The sequence below is a fragment of the Burkholderia sp. FL-7-2-10-S1-D7 genome (assembly GCF_001524185.1).
In the GTDB taxonomy this organism is placed as follows: Bacteria; Pseudomonadota; Gammaproteobacteria; order Burkholderiales; family Burkholderiaceae; genus Burkholderia; species Burkholderia diffusa.
In genome coordinates, this window is record NZ_LOWY01000074.1 from 220,090 (window position 1) to 243,596 (window position 23,507).

The window sequence follows — 23,507 nt, forward strand, 5'->3', positions numbered from 1 at the left end:
ATCTCGAAATATACTGTGTTTTTATACAGTGGTGGCGACGTGATCAAGCCGCAGTGGGCTTACATTTGGGAGTACGGGTTCCAGGGCGACAAACAACGCCGGAGGACCCCGGTTGAGCTCACAAAACGTGAATTCGAGTGCTGGATCGAGAACGACGAGCGATCGGTCTTTCTCGCCCCTTACCACCCGATCGAGGCGACTAGGATAGATCGAAATCGGGTTCCTCTAACGGATCCGCGCTTCAAGATGAAGGCGGCGATACCCGAGTTCGATGCACCAACGGACGCCGAGCTACGCGCGCTTTGGCGCGAGTACACCGACCTTCAGGTGCGCTGGCTGATCCTTGAGATCCGCGCTCTTCGCAAATCGCTTGAGCGGGTCGAGGAATGGTACGTCTACACAGACAAGAACGTAGCGAACAAAGGCGATCTGGCCGGCGCGCAAGGTCAGCTGTATCGCCTCATGCATCTGCTTAGAGCAGAGATGAGACGCGCCGGTATGCGCTAATGTGTGTAGGTCTAGACGTGACCTCTCGGTCAGAGTCAGATCAGGTCTGAGATTGCTTGGACGTCACCTCATCAAGGGCCGTGATCGACCCGTTTCGGACCTTGACGTCTTGGCAAATCGGACGTTTACCGTGGAATTAACGGACCGTGCTTGGGTGTAAATCTGCGTGGTCGAGTTACATCATAGGAGTGGCCTGCCCGATTTCTTCGGGCGATTTCATTCTTGGGGAACGGCGTCAAAAGCCCCGTGGCTATCTGGTTTTCCAGCCTGTCATCGGTGGGGACGTCACCAAGAAAACATCATGTGGAGGGCTTTCCGATCGAATGAACTCGGCTGCCCTTTGATTGTTTCGTTCCGCCGCGTCCAGGTCAATAGGGGGATCAGCACCATCCCAAATGCAATCGACCCTCGCTTCGAATCCAGGAAAATGCCATATGCCACCTTCGATCCGAGCGACAACCAAGCCGTGTTGGACCGCCCGCTCACAAACTGCAATTGCCGCGTCGGTAGAAAGCTTCATCACAATGCTTCCATCGAGGGAAAAAAAATCATCCGACGAATCGTAGACGCGAGAATGATCGATGTTCATTGGGTTGATTCCAATTCAATCCAACCATCAGGAGTTCATTTTAGATCGTTCTTCGCGATTGCGGACGACGCCAATGGCCGCTTTGCGCAACGGTTATGATCTGGGCACTCCCGGTCTGCGTCTTCACTCCAGCAAAGTTGGCAATCTCGAACAATGCTCCGGCGATACAAACTAGGATGAGCATGTAGAAGAAAAAAAGCACGCACGCGGCGCCAAGCTGGCCGTGACTCACTAACGTGAATGGAAGCGACACAACGTCATGCAAAGACACTCATGATCTCCATGATTGGTGGTTCCCTCGAGCCTAGCCAAATTGTCAGCAATCTCGCCCCACATGTCGATTGTCTGTAAGCGCTCGACACGTACCGTCTGTTCATGAGGGCACGGCACCGGCAATCTGATTCCCATCAGATGTAATGGGAATCAGATTGATGAAGCCAGTGGTGCATGGAAGACGACCGGGATCGAGGAACTACACGAAGGAGTTTCGGGAAGCGGTTGCTGCCGAAGCGAACGATCCGAATCGCTCGATTGCCGAGGTCGCGCGTGCGCACGGCTTGAACGCCAATATGGTCGCGCAGTGGCGAAGAAGCTTACTCGATACGCGACCTGCATCGTCGGTACCAAACATCGCGCTGCTACCGGTTGATGTGGTCGATCTGCCTGCGAAGGACATCCCACATCACGCTCTGCCGCAAACGCCGGACGTGTCGGCGAGCCCGGCGATGCCGCCAGGCTGCGAAATCGAGATCGAGGTCGGCAAACGACGTATTCGTATCCGCGGTGTGTCGCAGGAGTTCGCCGAACAGTATTTGCGAGACTGTCTGAAGTGATCCCGCCGAACACGCGAATCTGGATCGCGGCGGGCGTCACGGACATGCGTTCCGGCTTCAACTCGTTAGCCGCGAAGGTACAAACCGTGCTGGAGAAGGATCCCTACAGCGGGCACGTGTTCGTGTTCCGGGGTAAGCGCGGCGACTTGCTGAAGTGCTTGTGGTGGTGCGACGGTGGCCTGTGCCTGCTCTCGAAGCGCCTCGAGAAAGGACGTTTCGCGTGGCCGCGCGCCGATGCCGGTGTTGTTGCGCTGACGACCGCTCAGCTCGCGCTCTTGCTCGAAGGTTTCGATTGGCGGCAGCCGATCGATGCGGTACGCCCGCGAAGCGCATTGTAAACGTTCATTACGCGTGGAGAGCTTGTGGGTGGCGTCGTGTAAGCTCACCGCATGTCCGCTGCTCCCACCGATCTCCCCGACGACATTGAAGCGCTGAAGGCGATGGTCGCCAGCTTGCGCGAGCAGCTCTCGTCGCGCGCGATTGAGATCGAGCATCTGAAGCTGACGATTGCCAAGCTGCGCCGGATGCAGTTCGGCCGAAAATCGGAGAAGCTGGATCGCCAGATCGAACAGCTTGAATTGCGGCTGGAAGACCTGCAGGCCGATGAAGGCTCGGCCGATATGGCCGCGGCTGCTGCAGTGAAACGGCCGAGTCGCGAAGGTGTCGGCCGCAAGCCGTTGCCCGATCACCTTGAGCGCGAAGAGCGCATCCATCTGCCCGCCGATGATGACTGCCCCGATTGCGGCGGGCAACTCAAACCGCTGGGCGAAGACGTCGCGGAACAGCTCGAATACGTCCGGGCGCACTTCCGCGTGATTCGCCACCGCCGTCCGAAGCTGGCCTGCGCATGCTGCGATCGCATCGTGCAGGCCGCGGCACCGAGTCGACCGATCGATCGTGGCATCCCGGGTCCGGCGCTGCTCGCGCACATCGCCGTGTCGAAGTTCGCGTACCACATCCCGCTGCATCGCCAGGCAGTCATGTACGCGCGCGACGGCGTCGGGATCGATCCGGGTGCGATGGGATATTGGATGGGGAGCATCACGGCGCTGCTTGCACCGCTGGTCGCCACCGTCCGCCAATACACGTTAGCCGGCGGCAAGGTTCACGGGGACGACACGCCGCTGCCAGTGCTGGCGCCCGGCAACGGTCGCACAAAGACAGGACGCCTGTGGGTCTACGCGCGCGATGATCGGCCGAGCGCTTCCGACGAGCCGGCAGCAGTCTGGTTCGCCTACACGCCCGATCGACGGGGCGAGCATCCCCAGCAGCATCTTGCAGACTTCACCGGCGTGCTGCAGGCCGATGCGTTTGCCGGCTATGCCGAGCTGTATCGCGGCGGCACCATCCAGGAAGCTGCCTGCATGGCCCACGCTCGCCGAAAGATCCATGATCTACATGCCGTCCGTCCCAATGCGGTAACGGAGGAAGCGCTGCACCGGATCGGCGCGCTCTACAAGATCGAGGAGCAGATCCGTGGCAAACCACCTGATGAGCGACACAGTGTGCGCCAGGCGCGAGCGATACCGCTGCTCGACGACATGAAACGCTGGTTCGAAGCAACGCTCGCCACGCTCTCTGCAAAATCCGACACGACCAAGGCGATTCAGTACGCGCTGAATCGCTGGCCGGCGCTCATCTACTACTGCAGCGACGGGCGTGCGGAAATCGACAACCTGATCGCCGAGCGAGCACTGCGCGGCGTCGCCCTCGGCAGACGGAATTACTTGTTCGCCGGCGCCGACTCCGGTGGCGAACGTGCCGCCGCGATGTATAGCCTGATCGGCACGGCACGCCTGAATGGCCTCGATCCCGAGGCGTATCTCGCCTACGTGCTCGAGCGCATTGCTGACCATCCGATCAACCGCATCGACGAGTTGTTGCCGTGGAACGTGGCGTCGGCGCTTCCGTCTACTGCCCACGTCGAACCCATCCGATAGCATCGCGCTCCCGTCGTCAACGACCTACGCTACGGTGCTGGTCGAGTGCTTACGATTGTCTCTTCTTGGCCGAACTCGGCCGGCCGCCGCCCAGCGCACGCGACCGGCGCAGATCGCCCCGAAGGCGACATTCAAAAATTTTTGTGGATCGCGTCCGAGGATAGCCTGTCTGCGTGCAATAGTTCGTACTTACCGAATTCGGCGACCAAATACGTCAACCTTGATTTTGGCCGGAAAGTCTTTTCCTTTACAACACCACTTGTACTTCTTTCCCGACTCACAGGGGCACGGATCGTACGGATCGGGATCCCGACTGGCCGAAGCTGACTTTCCCGACAGCAGATGCCCTAGCAACGCAAATTGGTTCGCAATCCGGTCGGCCTCCCCTTCGACTTTCATGGTCAGATAATATCGTGCACCGATATTGCCCTCGTCTATGGCCTTCTGTAACCAGAGTCGCGCTTGATTGTCATCTTTTTCAACGCCCAAGCCTTCGTGGTAGCAACGCCCGAGTTGCTGCATGCAAGCACTGTCACCCTGCTCTGCGCCTAAGCGCAAGAATGCCATTGCTTTCTCCAAATCGGGAGCACGAGCCGTCCCTGAGGCGTAGATATCCCACAATCCGCAATAGGCCCGGGGAGCATTCGTTTTGACCGCCTTCAGCCATAATCGTTCGGCGTTGGCGTAATCGCTCTTATCCTCATAAAGGATCGCGCCGTAGTAGTAGCAGGCTTCTCCCAAGCCTGAGTCCGCCGCCCTACCGATCATCTCGATAGCTTGTTCCTTTTTATCTCCGTCGATTAACCCCTGTTCAACGAACTGAGCATAGCGAAACTCTGCCTCAACATTTGGCTTTATCAAGAAAGACGACTGGTAGAACATGGCGGCCAACCGTCTAAGTTGGCGCAGCTCGTTGGCGAATTCGGTCGTCAAAATCAGGGCAGGATGCATTGCCCTGCGACGATCGGCCTCTCCCTCGCATATAAGTCCGGCCTTAAATTTCATTGCAGCATCTTTGCCAACTGTCGCTGCGTAAAGTACGTCTTTGAAGTGCTGCGTGTCGATCGCGATCAAGACATAAGCTGGCATCACCTCAAGCGAGAATTTCTCGCAGTATAAAAACTCCATGCCCTGCAGGACCAACCGACGAACTTCTTCCGCATACTGGGCGAGCTTTTCGCTTTCCGGCTGAAACTCGAATGCTCCCTCTTGGATGGTTGCAGCTGACGTTCTATGAGCGCCTTTGTTGCATAGTTTCCGAGCTCGATGAAGACAGTCCTGGAGCATTCTGCCCTCGAGTGGCGTACCCCGGAGTCTGTTGATTTTTTCGAATAGACTGGTCTCGACCTGATTAAGTCCTGCTTCCTTCGCAAGATGGTCACAAAGGCCATCGAGGGCATCTCGAAATCGGACCAACGCATACGAGGGGAGCACTGTCGAGAACTCGACCGCCTCTCGATAACATTCGCCCACGTGCTTAGAAACCAAGTCTGCAAGATCGAGATCGTTGAAAATCGGTGTCATTTGATTGAAGGGCGAATCAGGGAGCAGAGGTGCTCGATGATAGAACATTTCTTCAACGGTAGATCATGCAGGGACAATGCTTGCGCAACAATATTGCATTTGATACCGAGGTTCACACGTTCGCGCGGCGATACCCATGGAGACACCACCACGGTGGGTGACTCACCCGAATAAGGGCAAGCGGAAGTTCCGTGGAGCTTCCCGCGTTCGCGGTTGCGGAACCGTGGCCTCTCGATACGAATCCATTCGAAATCCCGACATCGGACTCAACGGCGGTAAGTCCGATGGAGTACCTGATTTCGCAGAGTAATGCAGCCCTCGAGCGGCAGGTTCTCCCCTCGTTGAACGGCAAGTTATGGCCGAACTGAGTCAGACCATCTGACGCAGTCTGCTTGGTCTGGTCCAGCCTTATATAGCTAACGTGCCACAGCCGTCAGGGTAATCCCCCCGTTTTCCACGGGGTTCAGAAATAGAAACTAAGCGGCCATGGCCAACCGCTGCTTTGGCGTAAATCCGCCCAGGGCCATGTTCGGGCGGTCATGATTGTAAGTCCACATCCAATCGGTCGCGAAGCGCTGCACGTGGTCCAAGTCTTCCCAGTGGTACTGCGACAGCCATTCGTACCGTACGGTCCGGTTGAATCGTTCGACATACGCATTCTGCTGCGGCTTGCCCGGCTGGATGTAGTCGAGCCTGATGCCGTACTGTCGGGCCCATTCGATGATCGCCGCGCTCAGGTACTCGGGCCCGTTATCGCACCGAATCGCTTTGGGCCTGCCGCGCCAACCGATGATCTGCCGCAGCGCACGGATCACGCGTTCGGACGGCAATGAGAAGTCGATCTCGATGCCGAGTGCCTCGCGGTTGAAGTCGTCGATCACGTTGAACAGCCGGATGCTACGTCCGTCGGCAAGTTGGTCGTGCATGAAGTCCATCGACCAGACCTGATTGACGGCAGACGGCACCGCCAGCGGTTCCGGGACCTGCCTGACCAGTCGCTTGCGCGGCTTGATTCGCAGGTTCAACTCCAGTTCGCAATAGATCCGGTACACGCGCTTGTGATTCCAGCCGAAGCCTTTCACGTTGCGCAGGTACAGGAAGCACAGTCCGAAGCCCCAGTTCCGGTGGTTGTCCGTCAGGCGCAGCAGCCAGTTCGCAATCTCGTCGTTCTCGGCGCTGCGCCGACCGACGTACCGATAACAGGCCTGGCTGATCCCAAATGCCTCACATGCCAGCCGGATCGATACGCCCCGGCTGCACACCGCATGCATGGCCATCTTACGCCGGCAAGATGGCCTCAATCTTTTTTTGCGAGCGCCTCCGCTACGATCTCGGCCTTGATCTTCTCCTCGACGTACATCTTGCGCAGCCGGGCGTTCTCGGCCTCCAGTTCCTTCATCCGCGCGATCAGCGAAACGTCCATGCCGCCGTACTTCGAACGCCATTTGTAGAACGTCGCCGTGCTGATGCCCAACTCCCGGCACAGGTCCGGCACCGACAGCCCCGATTCCACGCGCTTGAGCGCGTCCATGATCTGGCTGTCCGTGAATCTCGATTTCTTCATTCCGTAGAACTCCCTCAACAAGAAAATTCTACTTCTGATCACACCGGCTTCTCGGGGGGATTACCTCAGGGCGTCGTAGTCACGCTCGCACTGCCGGCCGGCGATGCCTCGCTCGTCAGCGATTCGCGCGAACTCTCCCGCAGCCTCGTCAGTCCGGCCGAGCACGTCGGCGAGCAGATCGAGGGCGTTGCCGGTTGCCGGGCCTCTGGCCGAAGCGGCGGAACCGCGCGATCGCTCGATGAGTTCGGCAACTTGCTTGCGCAGGCCGTCAGCAATGGAAGCAGCAGCGGCAGCATCAGCGCGCGCTTGGTCTCGTTTTTTCGAAGCATCTTCAGCGTCCTTCTGTTGTTGGCGAGCAATCCGGTCGCTCTCGTTACGCTCAGTGACGAGATCCCGAATTCGCTGCGCCTGCGTTTCAACTGTGTGAGATTGGTCGGCGTCGCGATGCCCCTTCGAATACCCGGCCGCAGCACCAACGAACACTGCGGCGATAACAACCAGCCATAGGCGAGGATCGAACCAGGTCATACGCCGCTCCGCATCATCGATGCGAGGCGCTTTGCGCGATCCCCGACCTGCCGCGCCCACAGGCTGTCGAGCATTTCGGCTGAGGCCGTGCTCCAGTCGCGGCGTTGCGCGGCCGCGAGGAAATTTCGGAACCCGAGCAACTTCCCTTGCATGTTGAACGCCATGTTCATCATCACGCGCTGGCGCACCGGATCCAGCGCTCGCCACCACGGCAGATTGCGGTCGAGCCATGCCTCGGTCTCGGCTCGATCGTTCTCATACATCAGATCGATCTCGCTGTCCCGGAAACCCTTGTCAGTCAAATTGCGGCCGATACCGCCTGACACCTTGCCTACCGTGTCGGTGTAGATGCGGTACTTGCGCCCTTCGTCGCGCATCAGTTCGGCCTTCAGAGCGGCCGCGTCGTAATTACCCATTCTTGCTCTCCCCAAACAATTGCTTTGCCTTTCTGCGCAGCAGCACCTCGAGGTACTGCGACCCGACGATGCCAAACGCGCTCCCGAGGCCGAGCAACGCGATCGGCGGCAGATCAGGGATCTGCAACAGCGCCAGGCCGGCGACCATCGACGTCGCCGAACCGAGCACCGCGCGCCCTGCAACGAGCCGAAACGTCAGCTGTTCGCTACCGACCAGAACCTTCGCAATTCCAATCAGTCCGCCCATGAGGATTAACTCCAAGATCGTCTTTTCGTGCTCTTGCATTACTGCTCCCCGATTCCTGCCCCGTAAAAAGAAAGGCCGCCAAATTGGCGGCCCATCACACAATCCCTGTCGCATCCAGCACCATGAACATGTGATGCCACTGCTCTTTAAATCCCGTAAAGTTTGGCTTCCTCCCACCTCCCCACATCGAGGTTCCCCATGCGATCGTGTCGCCAGTCACACGAATCGACGTCATCTCCAGACCGGCGGGGGCATAGCTCCAGCCAACATGCACCGGCGCGATAGCCGAAATCAAAACAGGCCTGCCGTACGATCGCGACTTCCACTGCGGCCCGGGAGCCCCAATCGTCACAAATCCCGTGCCAGGCACGTAGTGATCGACGATCACATCGAGTACGCGAAGGAACGGCACCGACGTGTCCGCGATGAGCTTCGTATCCGGCGCAAACACCTGAAACCCGAAACCACTATTGACGGGGGGTGTGCGATCGAACAGAAAAAAATAGACGACGCATGGGCGCTCAGTCACGAATCGAATCGTGTAAGCGCCACCGTCGACGCTCACGTTCCAAACCGAAATACCGACGCCATCAGATGCATACACGCCATACATCGGCCCGACTGTGGAGTTGAACGAGAATGCGATGCTCGGAAGCGTCGCGCCGAACGGCTTCCCCACATCGTTGACCGCAAGCGGTAACGAAGTGTCTACCGCCTGCCCTGACATCGCCTGCACCATCTGATAGTTCGGTGTCCTCCCATCGATCTGATAAAGGCCGCTGTCCGTAAATGCCTGAAACCCTGCGTCCATCAATACACCCCGAAAACAAGCCAACCAGGCACCGGCGAGTATGCGTTCGATCCGCTGCTATTCCCGCTGTACGACCAGCTGATTCCGAATGCATCGATCGCGACAACCGGCGTAGGCTCTGCACCGCCGACACGCCGAAAAATCCACTGCGGCATGAACGCCCAGAACGGCGTGCCCCCTGACAAATCAGCCGGATTGGACCCCGCACCGCCTCCCGTGTACACGATCCCAACGACGCGCCCGGCACGCGACGTACCGTCGAGGACCATGCGGCCTGTGCCATCCCAAACCCAGAACCCCGCGCTCATTGCTGCCACACCCCCCATCGCACGCGCAGTACGCCGTTTGCGTCGTATACGCGCCCGCCGTTGCTATCGATTACCGTCCGGTTGCCGCGACCATCGGTCGAGTTGATTTCGAACCAGCCGCTCTTGTCGAGCCGCCATCCCTGCTGTCCCGCGACGTAGTTGTCCGACTGGATGTAACTGCCGATCATGGCGTTCGTGATCCACCCGGCACCAATCAGCGCCTGCCGCAAAAACACCTGGCCGCCCTGCACCACGAACGGCACGATCGACGCGCCCCCGTTATTCGGATCCACCACTGCGAAGCGCTGCGCCGACACCAACACCTGTGACTCGAAAATGCCCTCGTTGTTGTTGACCCCAATGCCGATGCCGGCGATGTACGTTCGGCCGTCCGACGTGATCTGCGTTTTGATCTGGTACGACGCCGAAACACGCCCATTCAGATCCGCATACGACTGCGCAACCGTCTGGACCGCCGCAGCGTTCGCGTTCGCCTGCGCACGAACCGTCGTAATCTCTTCTGCCTGCGCACTCACCGCGTCGACGCGGGCCTGTGATTCAGTTCGAATATCGGCATACAACGATGCCTGACCGTTCTGCATCTGCGCCGTCACAGAATCGAGCCGCTGTGCGAGCGCCATGTCGGCCTCGGCACGCGCAGCTTGCTCGGAGTAGACGCCGGCCATCACCTGTGTCGATCCGGCCGCCTGCCCCGTGTCGCCCGCCATCGGCACATTGAGCTGCGCAGACACCTGATTGATTTGCGATGCAAGTGCACCGTCCGCGTCCGCGCGAGCCTTCTGCTCGGCCGAAATTGCCGCTGCATTGGCGCTGGTGGACGCCGATACCGTGTCAATGCGCGTCGACAGCGCACTGTCCGCATCGGCGCGCGCGCTCTTTTCCGATACGATTGCCGCAGCATTCGACGCCGTACCGCCCTCGTCCGAGAACGGTGTCGCCGAGGCGCTCTGCTCCAACTTGACTCGCCGCCATTTCAGCGTTGTCCACCTCGCATTGGTGCAGACCAACCTCACTCGGGCGAACGCGGCACGCGCCGGCACCGAAGCATCGACTGTCGAATATCGGCTCCACGTCCCGTCCATCTTTGCGGGTGGCGTATTGTTCCCGTCGAGCACCTGCTGCCGGTTTGCGTCGAAATACAGCACGTCGAAGTAATTCGACCCGGAAGCAGCGGCATCGACAAGGAGCTCGCCAGACACGGCATACGGCAAACCGCCCGTCACAGGAACGAGGTCGGTCTGAAATACCGTGGTTCCAACCGCACCTTGCGCATCTGCAGCGAACCGGTAGCCATCAGCGTCAAGCGCCGCCGTGAAACCGCGCGGCGAACTCCATCCGGATACGCCATTGACACCCGACGGATTCGGCAACAGATTCGCAGCGGGCTTCTCCGTGGCCCCTACTCGCGCGGTGAGCGCCGTGATACTGGTTGCGTTGGCAGTGTCGCCATCCGCTCGCGCCTTTTGTTCGGCTGTAATCGCCGCCTTGTTGGCATCGGCGGTCGCCGTCACCGCATCGATGCGCGTCGACAGTGCGCCATCAGCGTCGGCACGCGCTTTCTGTTCAGCCGAGATCGCCGCGGCGTTGGCGCCGGTAGACGCCGCAACCGTATCAATTCGGCTCGATAGCGCACCGTCGGCGTCGGCACGGGCTTGCTGTTCGCCCGTGATCGCCGCCTTGTTCGCGCCTACGTCGGCAACGACCGCGTCAACGCGCTTGCCGAGCGCCGTATCGGCACTGGCACGCGTCGTCGCCTCCGACGTGATTGCTGCCGTGTTGTTGTCGGCCTTGGCGACGACTGCATCAATACGCGTCGACAGCGCCCCGTCAGCATCGGCTCGCGCGGTCGCCTCTTGCTTTATGGCAGCCGCAGCGTCGCCGACACTGGCAGTCACCGTATCGATCCGCTTGCCGAGGGAATCGTCCGCCGTCTGCCGGGCTTGCTGCTCGGCCGTAACTGCCGCGCCGCGTTGCAGCGCTTCCGCAGCAACGGCATCGGCTCGGTCCTTTGCCTCTTTTGCGATCGCGTCCGTGCGATCTTTCACCTCCTTTGAAATTGCGTCCGCGCGGGCCCGCGCCTCGCTGGCGACTGCCGCCGCGCGATCCGACACCTCCTGCGCTATCGCACTCGCGTTGTTTGCGACATCCTTCTGAATTCCCGGGATCGCATCGATCGGTTTTTTCAAATCCTCGCCCAGCGCCGAGTGGGAGATCTGCCCCTCGAAGTATTTTTCGTAGGCGCTTTGATCGTTCGTCGGCTGCCCCTGTACGCCCGAGCCAGATGCCGGGAACCACGGTCCGACATTCCCCGTCGTATCGACCAGGCGGGCCCAGTAATAGAAGACCTGACCGACCGCAAGACCCTGGATTGACGTCGAGGCCTGCGGGTACGCAAAGTCCGACAGCTTGATTGCGTCGGCGCGGTTCGGCGTGCGGCTTTGCCAGATTTCCGTACGTTGTGTGTCGCCCGCTGAGCCGTCAGCCGGGAACGCCCAATCGAGGTTGATGCCATACACAACGCCCGAGGCCTTCAGCGATACAACAGCTGGCGGCAGGCTCGTTTTGCCCGTCAACTGCGTTTCCGCACTGACGGCCGGCAGCGACGTGACGCCCATCACATTCTGCGCCCGCACGCGGGCCACGTAGCGGCCCTGATAGATTCCCGGCACCTCGACCTGCAGGCTGCCGGTCCGCGCGACCGTCACCCACTCACCGTTGTCCTTTCGCCATTCCGGAAGGTACGTCACGGCGTTTTCCGCGGAATCCCAAGCGATGACCATCGTCGTTCTCGAAATGCCCTGGTCGACCGCCGAGTATGTCGAGACCCTCACGTTTGCCGGCGCGCCTTGCACCGACGGCGGAATAATCGTCGGTGGCCGCTGCTGGATTTGCACACCTTCGTCGATCGCCGCGTATTTCCCCGGCTCGTGCATCGCCGCGATGATTGTGTATGCGATCTGCCCGTCGTCGTCGCTCTCCTGCACGCTGACAACGCGATAGAGCTGGGCGGCAAGCTCGCTGCCTTCGATCATCCACACCGCGCCGGAAACTGGATCGGCATCGAAACGATCCGCCATTGTGAGCACGTCGCCATCGACCGACTTCACGGTGCGCGATTGCGCAACACCCGACGGCAGGATCGCCGTGAAACGATCGCCCGGTGCCACCGTCGGCGCCTTGTCCAGCGTGACGACCGCGCCAGCTGCGGAGCGGATTCGACCGCCGATTCGCCGGCCCGCCTTCCTCGGATCTGCAATCGCGATGACCTGGCCAGGCCCGACGAGCACGCCGTCCATCCCCACCTGAAACGACACCGTGCCCGACTCGTAGCGGGACGTCAGAAGAATCCACTTCCCGAGCCGATGCGCTTGGGCCTGCGACGTGCAGCCGAACGCGGTAATCTGAGTCTTGACGACGCCGTATCGCGCGATTCCGTCATCGTCAGGCACATATTCGACGGCCTGCTTGTACTGGTTCGACGGATCGTTGTAGCTGACGAGCGCAACCGTGTATCGCGTCTTACGCTCGCTGCCCACGTACCGGAATGCCCCGTCGATCACGTTAGCCGCGGTGTACACATACACAGGATCCGAAGGCATGTCGGCCGATGCGACCACGGCGCCTGGCCCCCAGTACGCGATGCCGCGGAAAACACTGGCGATGTCCTGCAGCACCTTGAACGCGTCGGCCGCCGACTGAATCACGCAATTGCACGTGAAGCGAGGCTCGACGCCGCCCTTACCATCGGACACCATCACATCACAGTAACGCGCGATTTCGTACAGCCCCCACTTGTCGATCATCGACGCATCGACCGTTTTTCCAACGCCGTACCGCTCGTTCAACAGCAGGTCATAGAAGATCCACGCCGGGTTGTTCGTCCACGCCAGTCGGAACGTGCCGTCCCACACGCCCGAGTACGTGCGCGCTTCAGGGTCATAATTCGAAGGCACGCGGACAATCAGGCCGCGAACGTGGTACGAGCGCACCGGCACCTGCGAGAACGAGCGTGCGTCGAACGTCATGCCGACGAGCGCCGTCATGGGGTAGCGGAGCTTGCGATCGATAACCTCGGTGATCGCCTCGATATTCACCATGTCTGCGATCAGCGAGCTGTGCGCGTTCGGTGTGATACGCCGCACGCGCACCAACCAGCCGGTTGATGCGCGCGGCAGCTCGATACGATGCGAGCGCTCGTACAGCGACGTCGTTTTTCCATCGAATGCCGACGACAGCACCTGCGCATACGAGCCACCGTCGACCGACAGATCGATCGCATATTCGACGCGATAGCCAAACACGCCGGCTGCCGGATCGCTCTTTTGCAGCGCAGGCACGCCGAAGCGAATACGGACCGCCGTCAGCTGCGTGTTTTGCACCTGCCGCACCCACGGCGCATCGGAGGTCAGCGACACACCTATGGCCGATTCGCGTTCGACCGCCGGAAAGCCCGGCATGAAATCCTGGTCAAGCGTGCCAGTGCGGACATCGACGCTGTAATTCTGGAAATTGACTGAGCCGTCCGAATTCTGAATCGGCGTGCCGTCGAGAAACACCGACTGCATACCCTTCACCAGACCTACGATCGGGCCCTCGGAAATGATGTCGAGCACCTTCGCGCGCGCGATCGAGTGCAGGTTGTCCGGTGATTCACCGCCCCCACTACCGCCACCGCCGCCACCCTTCGCGCCGCTGATCCGCCTCGGGCCAGATTCCGCGTAAATCTTCTTCACACTTGGTCTTCCGTATAAATGCCCGAGCTGACCACCTTCGAGCCGACGATCATTTCGCCGTAGACAAGCGGCACGGGCTCGCCCTGCGCCGCGCTGTTCACTGGTCCGTTGAAGTAGTAGGACGTGCCGTTGTCTGCAACGCCCGAGAGCCCCGCCTGTTGCGGGCTCAGCATCTGTGTGATGCCGCCGAGCGCCATCGAGACGCCCAGGCCGATAAGCGTCGGCTGATTAAAGACGAAACCGACCACGGCTAGGGCAGCGCCGAGAATCGTCTGAAATAGCCCGCCGCTCTTGCTGCCGATGATTACCGGGGCGATCCGAATCGTGTCGTTGCCGACCGGCGCATCGAGATCGTCTTTGCTGAGGTTTCGTCGACCGTTGAATACGGCGAACGTCAACCGCTTGCTTTGCGCGTCGAGCAGGAACTGCCGAAAGCCCGGGATCAGCACCGACAGCGCGCGCAGTGCCTCGGACGTCGACGACACCGACAGACGATGAATCCGACCGAAGCGCGTGCCCAACATCCCGTAAAGCCTCACCTCACGCACTTTCTCGATCAATTCGCGCCTCCGACATATCGCAGCACCGTTGTGCAACAGTCTCGCCACATCGCACCCCAGACTGCCCGACACGACAATCGCCCGTACATGTGATGCGCGAACATGCCGTCACCGAGATACACCCCCGAATGATTGGGCACGCGGTTCTTGCTCCGGACCTGCATCAGCAGCACGTCGCCCGGCTCGAGCTGCGCGTCGCGCCCCAGGTCGAGAAACCCCGCGTCCTGGTAGTGCGCGATATACAGGTTCGAATACCCGTCGTCCCACCACCCGTCCTTCCGCTCGAAGTCTGGTAGCGCGATGCCGCGCTCCGCGAGATACCAGTCGCGCACGAGCGAATAGCAATCGAGTACACCGTGCAGATACTCCCGGCCGTACAGCGGCGCGGCGTATCCGCTCGGCCCAAATTCGCACCAGTTGTCGACGGCGATCGAACCGTCCGCCTGCACGCCGAGCGATACGATTACCCACACCGGAATTCCGGCACGCTCGCACATTGCACGGTCGCCCATACTCGGCTGCGCGATGCCGTTTGGATGCGAGTGCACCAGCGCGAGAATCTCGCCCATGTCCTCCGCGTCCGCGTAATCCTCGGATGCGAGTGAGAATTGTTCGGTTGGCGCCGACGCGACGTTTCTACCGGGCAAATAGACGTCTCCCGCGGTGGTCCTCACGACGAGCCCGCAGCATTCGCGCGGATACTCGGCAATCGCGTGTGCCGCGATCGCCTGCTTGATTCGTTCGTCCATAAAAAAACCCGCCGATTGGCGGGTCCGTGAAGTGAGGTTGGTCGGATGGCTAGGCGAGCGTGTCGCACAAAAAGCCGCCGTGCGGCAGCGGATTGTTCACGCCATACCGGCATTCACACCCGCTGATTTTCTGGCTGCACCGATCGAGCGCTGGATCGCTCACCGGCTTGTCGTCCTTGTCGAAAAACACCATGGCGGTATAGCCGCACTCGGGTCCGCGATAGCGCCATTGGCACATGCCGACGATCTGCCGCGCCGGCACCTGCTGACCGCCAAAATCGAGTGGCGACGACAAGGTGAATTCGACCTGCACGCCGGGTTGCTCATCGCTTTTCTGCTCAATGCGCCACTGCTCGACAGGCCACTCCTCATTCGGATCTGCAGACGGATTGCTTCCCGCCACCCCAGACCCAGTCCACGTCAATACTGCGGATTTCAAGGGCGCGGCCGGCAGTTGAACGATACCGGCTTGGTCGACGGTGTAATCAGTCATCGATACGGGCGTGGCGCCTGTGGGGATGTACGCGCCCGTTTCCGTACCTTGTACCTGCATCGCGCCCCACACGAGCACGTCCGCGCGCGCCGAACCCTTGGACGCACGCAGATCCAGCCGGAAGCCCCGCGCGGTATCCATCGCCGGCGCCGCATGCTCGAAATACGTCCAGGCCGGCGTGACATTCGCGATGATTGGGTAGGCATTGTGAAAGCTGATCTGCAGCTGGTAAATGGAAACGCCATCGAACGATCGCAGCCATACCCCCTGCGCAAAGGTCTGTCCTGTGATCGTCGTTTGCCCTTGCGACAATTCGCTTCGATCGTTGTCCGTCGTACCGGCCCCGCGATCGAATACGATCCGGCATGCCCGACTTACGCCATCCGGCGCGAGGCCGGCATTCGGCGTCACCACAGGTGCGACCCCCGTTCCGTAACCAATCTTCGACCATGCGGACTGCGCGAAGTCTTCTGAGAAGCGGATCGCGTTCGTCCGCGTCGCCCTGTATAGGAGCCTGCTTCCCTGCCAGTCGGTCCGCCGGATCGCCGTCACCGCCAAATCGCGGACGACCGCGAGGCCGTCAGGACCGACGAGTTGAAATGCACGCGTAACACCGTCACCAATCCCAAACCGCTCGTTCTTCGCGACCTGATCGATCGGGAAGTTGATTGCGTCGAGGTACTTGGCGAGCGTTCGGCGTCGGTAGACTTTTGCCCCGACAAGATCGTCGAGCGCGACGCACAGCGCCGTGATCGTGCCGTCGATGTCCCCGACGGTCAGTGTTGGCGACGGCTGGCGTGCGTCTGACGTCCGCTCGAATCCGGCCGCCTGGATCGGCCACGGTTTGTATTCCTTCCCTTGCCACACGATCGAAGTCGACTGCAGGTGTCCGTGAAAGCGCAAGACGTCGCCGCCAATCGCACTGCAATCGACTTCGAATAGTTCAACGCGCCTGCCAGGTTCCAGCTGTTGAATGTCACTGGTAATCGACATTACACGGTCACTCCGCGGATATTTATCGCCAACGCGATAGGGCCTACATTCGCAGTCTTGAATCCACTCACTTGAATACGGTAGGTCCGACCTACCACGAGACCAGTTGCTGCGATAGACGCGCTCACGTGATAGAAATTGCTCCAGTTGCCGATTACCGCGAGTAAGTCTTGGTAGGCCACGCTTTCATCTAGTGCCGTCCCGGTAGCGGTATCGATCAACTTGAAGTTGTAACCGACGGTCAAATTCGACGACGTACCAGCAACAGCGATACCGCCGAAGAACGAAATCAGTGCAGTACCGTTGAGGCCCTTGTGAGTGAAGTTATAGCTCCACATATTCGCGAAGGCGCCGGAGCTGCTATACGGCGTGTCCACCACCGTGGTCGAGGTAGTGACCACGCCTCCGCCGAGCTGGGAGGTCTGCACCGGGCTCGGCAAGTTGCCGGTATCCCACGGCACTTTTCCGTCAAATGTCGGCCGACCTGAATATGCCGGTGCACCTCCCAAGTAGGCAACGGTCGCCTCTTGTGAATATGCCGACACTGAGGTGCCAGCCTCGCATTTGAGGTTGGCGTACGTCGCCGCCCCGATCGGACCGATCGGCCCCGCAGTCACTCCTATCCGAAACCGCATCTTTGTAGTTCCGGCGGGCGCCGTTCCGGCCGCAGTGCGAAACGTCGGCCCGCTGCCAAACGTTACGGAGGCCGGCGCAATAACCCTCAGGAGCGCGTTAGACGCATCGACGAATTCCACGCCAAACGTTGCAGCCCCCGCCGTCATACCGCTGGCCGCAATTACGCCTTGAATCGCGATCTCAATTCCGGGAACCGCTGGAATGTAATCGCTGTAGTTGTACAGCGGGCCGCCAGTCAGGGCAACCGCATTCCTGAAGAATGGTCCGTTTCCCGCATTCGCATCGCGATCTGCCGTGAAGTTGGTGCCGTTCCAGCCGATGTTTCCGAGTTCGCCTGAGGCATTCACCAGCAGGTTCGCGCCCGCGATGCCGCCAAGCTTCCCAAATGCGAGCAGGTCGCCGCCGACACTGAGCGCACCATTAACTACCTCATCATCGCCGTATGCCCGGCCGCGCATGAGAACTCGCCACGCATTCACGCCGTCCGTATCCAGCAAAACCGCCTCGCCGGTGTTGAGCTTCGTGAGTGCGAGCGCGTCGCCGGATCCGGCCGCGACGGCGATAGCAATCGCCTTTCCGACGTTCCGGATATGGAGCACCCCGTCGGCAGCGCATGCCGAAGCCGCCGGCAAAGTAATCGTGCCGCCTGCAGCAATGTTGATGCTTACCCGTCTCCCCAGATGACGGGCCGCAGTCAACGCCTGCGATGAAGTAATGGGAGATGCCGTCGTGAGCACGGCCTGCGCGCTCAATACATCAACGTTCGCGTTGAACTTCGTGTTCGCCGTACGCTGGTCGTCGCCGCCTGACCCTGTCGGCACCGTGCCCAGGTTTGCTTTTTGAAGAATTGCCATTCCCTGTCCTACGGTGCGAATGTCTGTTCAAACTGTGCGGTGATCGTGTACGACTTGCCGTCCTTTACCGGCTCCGAATACTTCTCGCACACGAACCGCCCCTGCTCGCGAAGTGGCGGCGCCCACAAAAACGAGATCGCGCCCGCATGTGCGTCGAGGAACTCCAATATCGCCGTGATCTTGGCCGCACTGCCGACGAACCGCAGGTTGTATGTCGACGACCGATTGTTGAGGCCGTCGGCCGCACGCTGCGTGTACCCATCGCCGAACTCGGCTTTTCGCACATGCAGCGTCGTGTCGCCGCCGAAACCTTGCACGGTCGGCGACCAATTAAATGTGTCGGTCATCACCCCATCCCGTTTTTCAGTTTCCAGAGCGCTCCACCTTGGCGGCTCTCAGTGGCGATGAGCCCCCGTACCATCTGTGTGAGTTTCTTCACGAACTCGGCGCTCGCCATCATCTGCGACGCGTCGCCGCTGCCACCCTCGATCGTCACCGGAATATTCAGCTCGATTCCGCCACCCTGGCCACCGAGCACGCCACCACCAGCCGAGCCGCCGCCAACGAGCCCGCCGTTCGCAAATTTCGCGAAGCCGAGATCCTGCCCGCTGTTGATCGCCTCGAGCAGACGAAGCACGCCCGGCTTACGCACCGCCGCAGCCCTCACCACGAATTCCTCGTTCGAAAGCCACGCGGGGATGCTGTCACTCGTCGACGTGCCGGGCCCGGTAACACGCCCGCCCGTGGCGAGGTGAAATCCGTAAGCATTGCCACCGTTACCCGCAAATGCATCCGTCAGGCCGCCACCGATACCGCCCAACAGCGACGACGAACTAAAGCCACCAGCCGCCGACGCGCCCAGCCCCAGGACAGAACCAAGGGCGCTAAACACCGGCGCCATCGCTGCCCGCGCAGCGAACCGCGCCAGATCGGCGATCATGCTGTCCACGAGCCCGCGGAAATCCAGCTTGCCGGTTGCCGCGAACGATGCGACCGCATCCTCGAGGTTGCGAAACGAACTGGTGAATGCCTCTTCCGCCCTGCCTGCGGCGTTCTCCGCGGACTCCTGATACAGCGCGACCGCGCGGCTCGCGCCGACGCGCCAATCACGCTGCATAGTGAGCCGCTGATCGAGATAACCGCGTTCACGCTCGATCTGCTCGGCCTCGGCCCGGTTGATGCGCTCGATTTCGGCCAGATATTCCGGCGAGCCGAGCGTGCCGTCCTTGCGCGCGCCCTTCGTAAAATCGTCGCGTCGACGTCGAAACTCATCGCCCACGCGGCTCATCGCCTGATTCAGCTCGCGCGCGTTGTCGCCCATCGACATCGACGCGAGCTCGCGCTCGACCTCGCGCTGACGCTCCGACGCGTAGTCGGCCAGCTCGGCATCGATCTGCGCGCTGCGCTCCTTCAGCTTGTTGATCGCGTCGTGATACCGCACCTCCTTCTCAAGCTGCACAGCGCGGTCGTATGCCGCACGAATCGCCGCCTGATCGCGGATCAGGCTCTTGTCCCCCTCGGATAGCTTTGCGCGCTTGCCGGCCAAGTCAGTCAGTTTCTGGTCAAAGCCGATGCGATCCTTCTCGGACTGCGTGAGCTTGTCGGTCGCGACCGCCTCGACACGCAATTGCGCGATCCGCTGCGCGATGTTGTCGAGCAACCGCTGGCTTTCCGACTCGCCTCGAGCGCCACCCGAGCGCGCCTTGTGTCCCAACGCCGGCGCATTAACGGTGATGCGCGCGACCTGCGCGGCCGACTCCGAAACCGTATCGTCGAAAGCCCGCTTACCACGCGCCGCAGCCGCCGCCCGCGCCGCATCAGCGTTGAACCCGAATTTCTCGAATTTCTTGCTGACGAGATCCGCCTGAAATTCAGCAAGCGCCGCCGCAACAACCATCTGCTGGTTCATCAGCGCGAGTTCGCGCGTCAGGTTGTCGATATTCCGACGTGCGCCCGCCTCGGCCTTGGCATCCTTGTCCTGAATCGCCTTTTCGAGCGACTTGTACGCGTCGGCCCGGCCCGCAATCAAGCCGGCCTGCCGTGCCTCCGCCGTGTTGGCGCTCTTCGACTTCGCCTCATACTCGGCGCGCTGCCGCGCAGTCATGCCGATCACGTCGGACGCTTCCTTCAGCTTCTCGACGTACTTGTTCCACGCCTCGGCAGCCATACCGCCCGCGAAGAAATTGTTTTCCTGCGTGAGCAACCTGATTCCGTCTGCGGCACCGCGAGCCTCCGCGCCCATCGCCGAAAGAGCCTCGGAGTTTTTCCTTGAAGCACCCTCGGCAACGTCAATTACTTCCGCCGCCGCGATCAAGGACTCTCGAAGTTCCGCCCCGCCACCCGTCGCCTTCGCAAACTCATCGATAAGCCCCAGCCGAGCTTTCGATTTCTCGACAACACTCTCCGCTGATGCCTCGACCGTGCGAAGAGACGCGTTGAGCTTGTCAACCGCCTCTTGAACTTCCGGAGACAGGAAAGCGATCCCGCCATCCATCGACGCCGGCATTACCGCCTGTGTTGCCTTGAAAGCAAGCGTCTGATACGCCGCCGCCACATCGGAATTCGAGCGCTGCCCCGCCTTTTCAACACGAAGCCGCTCCGCCTCCTGCATGAGCGGCGACAGCTGCCGATATTTCTCGATGATCTGGTCGAGCGGCGCCTGCATGTCGACCAGGCTCGACGTCGCGCTGCTCGCGTGATCGCGGAATACCAGCCAGTTCACTGCGGCGCCGAGCGCCACCGTGCCGACTGTCGCGATGATGCCCGGCAGGCCGCCCATCACCGACAGCAGACCGGTCCCGACTGTGCGCATCAGCGAGCCCGCACGGGCGGCAGCAGTCTGTGCCACCGCCGCACGCTCGGTTGCCGCGGCCAGGCCCGCCGTCGCCGCTGTCGCGCCGCGCTCGGCCCGCTCGCGTGCCTGCGTTGCCGCCGCAACCTCGCGCTCGGCGACCGCGAGCCCCTTCTCGGTTTCGGCCAGCGCCGCCGCGTAGCGCGTCTGGTCGACCGTACCCTTGGCCGCCGCAGCTTCCAGCGCCACGCGGCGCTGCTGCGCAAGCGCGAGAGATGCCTCGGCCCGCTCGAGCTCGCCCTGCGCCACTGCCGTCTCGCGCGCGATCACAGCCGCGTACGGCGTGCCGGCGATCCGCGTGCCGATCTCCTGACTGCTCGCAAGATTCGAACGCGCTGTCGCCACCTGCGCCACGGCGCTCGATTCAATCGCCCGCGCCTCTGCAAGCTTTGCCTCTGTGTACCGAATCGAACCTGCCGTCAGTGCCGATTGCATGGCGAGGCTTTCGCGCATAGCGCGCATGCCAGCCAATTCAGCCTGTGCCGCAACTTCGGCCGCCTGAGCGTTCTGCAGTTTCGCGGCCGCCGCGTCACGGTCGCCCTGCGCCCGGCTGATCGTCACCAGTGCAGCCGCATTCTCTGCCTGCGCTTTCGCGAGTAGCGCTTGGCGCTCGGCATTCCACGCAATCGCCGACTTTCCCGCGGCTACTGCAGTCTGCACGAAATACACCGCGAGCCGGCCCGCGGCAAGCGACGCACTGATCTTCACGATCTGGTCGATGTGCTCAGCAACATAGATGATGCCTTGCGACAGCTTCGCGCTCGCGCCCGTGGCCTGGTCCGCTTCACCGATGTATTTCAGGATCTCCGTATGCAGACGCGTCATCGACTGATCGACCGTCACCTGCATCTTGGAGAACAACGCGTCCGTGCTCGCCTCGGCGTTCTTCAACGCATCGATGAGGTTTTCGACGGTCAGCTTGCCAGCCTCCGCCAGCCCCTTCAGCTCGGACGAGCTTCGCCCCATCCCGCGCGCGATTGCCTCGGCGACGCCGGGCAGTTCTTCAAGCACACTGTGCAGATCCTGGCCGCGCAACTGACCAGACGCGAAAGCCTGGCCAAGCTGCACGATACCCATCCGCGCCGTATCGGCGGAAACACCGGACAGCGCGACCGCCTTGCTGATCGTCTCGACCAGCGGCCCAACCTGCTTGATCGATAGGCCAAGATGACCCGTGTTGTTCGCGATGCGCTGATACAGCTCAGCGGTTGCATCGAGCGGTTGGCGTGCCGTACGCGCGATTTGAACCACATCGTTTTGCGCGATCGCAAAGTCGATCTGGTCTCGCGTGACGATCTTGAGCCGGTTGCTCAGGTTCGTCCATTCGTCGGCATATTCGACGAGCCGGTGCACGCCGAATGCCGCAGCGGCTGCCTCGGCATACCCGCGAATCGACCCTCGCGCGGCCTCGATCGCGCGCACCGTCACCTGTACGCTTGCCGCGTTCGAAGCGAATGCCGCGTCGGCAGCCCGGCCCCCATCCCGGACTGCGTTGAAATATCCGCCGGCTGACGATGCCAATCCGCGCATCCGACGGTCATATTCCGTCGTGTTGGCGGTCACGCTAACAATCAGTTCGCGCAGACTTGTTGCCATATTTTTCCGCCTACTTTGCCATGCTCATGAGGGCTGCGAAGAACGCATCATCAGCAACCTCTTGAACTTCATCCGATTCGCTGCCACCCCAGTTTGGCAACATGTCGGACACCTTCACCTTTGCGCCCTGAGCCTGGAACACTGCCGACGCGACCATCGCGGCATGCAAGTCGTACCGGTCATCGCTGATCGGCGATTCGGCGTCCAATGCCTGCCACAGCACAAACTCGGCCGCTGACATCGACGCGCGCAGCTCGGCAAGCGTCTTGCCAAGGCGCAGCGCCAACGTCAGTTCAAGTCGGAGGTCGGGGTTTCGGCGGAAGGCTTTTTTCCCGCTTCGTCCGGGTCGACGTTGAGGTCGCCGAGCACGATCGCCTTGGAGACGATACGATCGTGTGCGGCACCGTACGCTTCAGCGACATCCTTGGCATCGTCGTCCTCGAATTCGCGGCGCCAGCCTTCCGGCGTCTCGATGAAAAGGACGCGCACGAACAGACGCGCGTATGACGCCTTGTAATCTTCGGCGCTGACGCGCGCATACTTCGCGCGCGCCGTGTCCTGGTCGTCGTCCTGCTCGACACCCGCCGACGCGCGAAGCGGTTCGAGCCAAAACGCACGGTCCTCGAGCAGAGGCTCGCGCACGGCGACAGTGACGCCGTCCCACTCCGGCATCGGCACAAATTCGTGTTTCCAGCCGGCCAGCGGGTTGAGAATCGCGGCGCGGATCGCGCCAGCTTTTACCTTGTTCGTCATC

20 protein-coding genes and 3 pseudogenes are annotated in these 23,507 nt (G+C 61.1%); 4 read left to right on the forward strand and 19 right to left on the reverse strand.

Going from position 1 to position 23,507, the window contains the following annotated elements; genetic code table 11:
- The first annotated feature begins 15 nt into the window (after positions 1 to 15).
- Positions 16 to 507, forward strand: coding sequence for a hypothetical protein (locus tag WS75_RS23315; protein WP_059683584.1), 492 nt, complete (start codon positions 16 to 18; stop codon positions 505 to 507).
- Between the two features lie 250 nt (positions 508 to 757).
- Here the strand turns inward: WS75_RS23315 and WS75_RS32710 are convergent, their stop codons facing one another.
- Positions 758 to 1,096, reverse strand: a complete 339-nt coding sequence (locus WS75_RS32710) for a colicin immunity protein (RefSeq protein WP_082729707.1) — start codon at positions 1,094 to 1,096, stop codon at positions 758 to 760.
- 431 nt (positions 1,097 to 1,527) lie between these two features.
- On the opposite strand from WS75_RS32710, the gene tnpA reads away from it, so the two are divergent.
- From tnpA to tnpC, 3 genes are read left to right on the forward strand one after another with little or no spacing between them, the layout of a single operon-like run.
- On the forward strand, positions 1,528 to 1,929 hold the full coding sequence (gene tnpA / locus WS75_RS32715) for an IS66-like element accessory protein TnpA (protein ID WP_174919101.1): 402 nt from the start codon (positions 1,528 to 1,530) through the stop codon (positions 1,927 to 1,929).
- Positions 1,926 to 2,267 carry an IS66 family insertion sequence element accessory protein TnpB gene (gene tnpB / locus WS75_RS23330; RefSeq protein WP_036047966.1) on the forward strand — a complete coding sequence of 114 codons (342 nt, stop codon included), beginning with the start codon at positions 1,926 to 1,928 and terminating at the stop codon, positions 2,265 to 2,267. Before tnpA ends, tnpB begins: the two co-directional genes overlap by 4 nt.
- Before the next feature lie 51 nt (positions 2,268 to 2,318).
- The gene (gene tnpC, locus WS75_RS23335; protein WP_059683591.1) at positions 2,319 to 3,869 is read left to right on the forward strand and encodes an IS66 family transposase; all 1,551 of its coding nucleotides are present in this window, start codon (positions 2,319 to 2,321) and stop codon (positions 3,867 to 3,869) included.
- 189 nt (positions 3,870 to 4,058) lie between these two features.
- On the opposite strand, the gene WS75_RS23340 is transcribed toward tnpC, so the two are convergent.
- The 18 genes and pseudogenes from WS75_RS23340 to WS75_RS23420 all read right to left on the reverse strand — a co-directional run bounded on the left by WS75_RS23340 (position 4,059) and on the right by WS75_RS23420 (position 23,506).
- Positions 4,059 to 5,441: a DUF4145 domain-containing protein gene (locus WS75_RS23340; RefSeq protein ID WP_082729709.1), complete on the reverse strand. Its 1,383-nt coding sequence runs from the start codon at positions 5,439 to 5,441 to the stop codon at positions 4,059 to 4,061.
- Positions 5,442 to 5,869: 428 nt separating this feature from the next.
- Positions 5,870 to 6,957, reverse strand: a protein-coding gene (locus WS75_RS23345) for an IS3 family transposase (protein ID WP_156429857.1) whose coding sequence is annotated in 2 segments (ribosomal slippage) — positions 5,870 to 6,696 and positions 6,696 to 6,957 — 1,089 coding nt in all. Because the reading frame shifts where the segments join, the coding sequence is not laid out codon by codon here.
- Positions 6,958 to 7,017: 60 nt separating this feature from the next.
- Positions 7,018 to 7,485 (reverse strand): DUF2514 family protein, encoded by a 468-nt coding sequence (locus WS75_RS23355; protein WP_059683596.1) that lies wholly within the window; start codon positions 7,483 to 7,485, stop codon positions 7,018 to 7,020.
- Positions 7,482 to 7,901, reverse strand: a complete 420-nt coding sequence (locus WS75_RS23360; RefSeq protein ID WP_059683598.1) for a glycoside hydrolase family protein — start codon at positions 7,899 to 7,901, stop codon at positions 7,482 to 7,484. Before WS75_RS23360 ends, WS75_RS23355 begins: the two co-directional genes overlap by 4 nt.
- Positions 7,894 to 8,187 carry a phage holin family protein gene (locus WS75_RS23365; RefSeq protein WP_059683600.1) on the reverse strand — a complete coding sequence of 98 codons (294 nt, stop codon included), beginning with the start codon at positions 8,185 to 8,187 and terminating at the stop codon, positions 7,894 to 7,896. Before WS75_RS23365 ends, WS75_RS23360 begins: the two co-directional genes overlap by 8 nt.
- Before the next feature lie 55 nt (positions 8,188 to 8,242).
- The gene (locus tag WS75_RS23370; RefSeq protein ID WP_059683602.1) at positions 8,243 to 8,959 is read right to left on the reverse strand and encodes a hypothetical protein; all 717 of its coding nucleotides are present in this window, start codon (positions 8,957 to 8,959) and stop codon (positions 8,243 to 8,245) included.
- Positions 8,959 to 9,267, reverse strand: coding sequence for a hypothetical protein (locus WS75_RS34700; RefSeq protein ID WP_082729710.1), 309 nt, complete (start codon positions 9,265 to 9,267; stop codon positions 8,959 to 8,961). Before WS75_RS34700 ends, WS75_RS23370 begins: the two co-directional genes overlap by 1 nt.
- Positions 9,264 to 14,021 carry a phage tail protein gene (locus tag WS75_RS34705; protein ID WP_082729711.1) on the reverse strand — a complete coding sequence of 1,586 codons (4,758 nt, stop codon included), beginning with the start codon at positions 14,019 to 14,021 and terminating at the stop codon, positions 9,264 to 9,266. The genes WS75_RS34700 and WS75_RS34705 overlap by 4 nt, the downstream gene beginning before the upstream one ends.
- Positions 14,018 to 14,581 (reverse strand): tail assembly protein, encoded by a 564-nt coding sequence (locus WS75_RS23380; RefSeq protein ID WP_059683603.1) that lies wholly within the window; start codon positions 14,579 to 14,581, stop codon positions 14,018 to 14,020. The genes WS75_RS34705 and WS75_RS23380 overlap by 4 nt, the downstream gene beginning before the upstream one ends.
- On the reverse strand, positions 14,578 to 15,330 hold the full coding sequence (locus tag WS75_RS23385; RefSeq protein WP_059683606.1) for a C40 family peptidase: 753 nt from the start codon (positions 15,328 to 15,330) through the stop codon (positions 14,578 to 14,580). Before WS75_RS23385 ends, WS75_RS23380 begins: the two co-directional genes overlap by 4 nt.
- Before the next feature lie 49 nt (positions 15,331 to 15,379).
- Positions 15,380 to 15,721 (reverse strand): annotated as a pseudogene (locus WS75_RS35210) (phage minor tail protein L); the annotation flags it as partial.
- A 114-nt stretch (positions 15,722 to 15,835) separates the two neighbouring features.
- Positions 15,836 to 16,375: pseudogene (locus tag WS75_RS35215) on the reverse strand (phage head spike fiber domain-containing protein); the annotation flags it as partial.
- A 105-nt stretch (positions 16,376 to 16,480) separates the two neighbouring features.
- Positions 16,481 to 16,816: pseudogene (locus WS75_RS23395) on the reverse strand (phage minor tail protein L); the annotation flags it as partial.
- The gene (locus WS75_RS23400; RefSeq protein ID WP_059683608.1) at positions 16,816 to 18,306 is read right to left on the reverse strand and encodes a hypothetical protein; all 1,491 of its coding nucleotides are present in this window, start codon (positions 18,304 to 18,306) and stop codon (positions 16,816 to 16,818) included. The gene WS75_RS23400 and the pseudogene WS75_RS23395, both read right to left, overlap by 1 nt.
- 8 nt (positions 18,307 to 18,314) lie before the next feature.
- A complete protein-coding gene (locus WS75_RS23405; protein WP_059683611.1) occupies positions 18,315 to 18,653 on the reverse strand; it encodes a phage tail protein in 339 nt (112 codons plus the stop codon).
- Positions 18,653 to 22,753: a phage tail tape measure protein gene (locus WS75_RS23410; protein WP_059683614.1), complete on the reverse strand. Its 4,101-nt coding sequence runs from the start codon at positions 22,751 to 22,753 to the stop codon at positions 18,653 to 18,655. Before WS75_RS23410 ends, WS75_RS23405 begins: the two co-directional genes overlap by 1 nt.
- 10 nt (positions 22,754 to 22,763) lie before the next feature.
- Positions 22,764 to 23,045 (reverse strand): phage tail assembly protein T, encoded by a 282-nt coding sequence (locus WS75_RS23415; RefSeq protein ID WP_059683615.1) that lies wholly within the window; start codon positions 23,043 to 23,045, stop codon positions 22,764 to 22,766.
- Positions 23,042 to 23,506, reverse strand: a complete 465-nt coding sequence (locus tag WS75_RS23420) for a phage tail assembly chaperone (RefSeq protein ID WP_059683618.1) — start codon at positions 23,504 to 23,506, stop codon at positions 23,042 to 23,044. Before WS75_RS23420 ends, WS75_RS23415 begins: the two co-directional genes overlap by 4 nt.
- Between the last annotated feature and the right edge of the window lies 1 nt (position 23,507).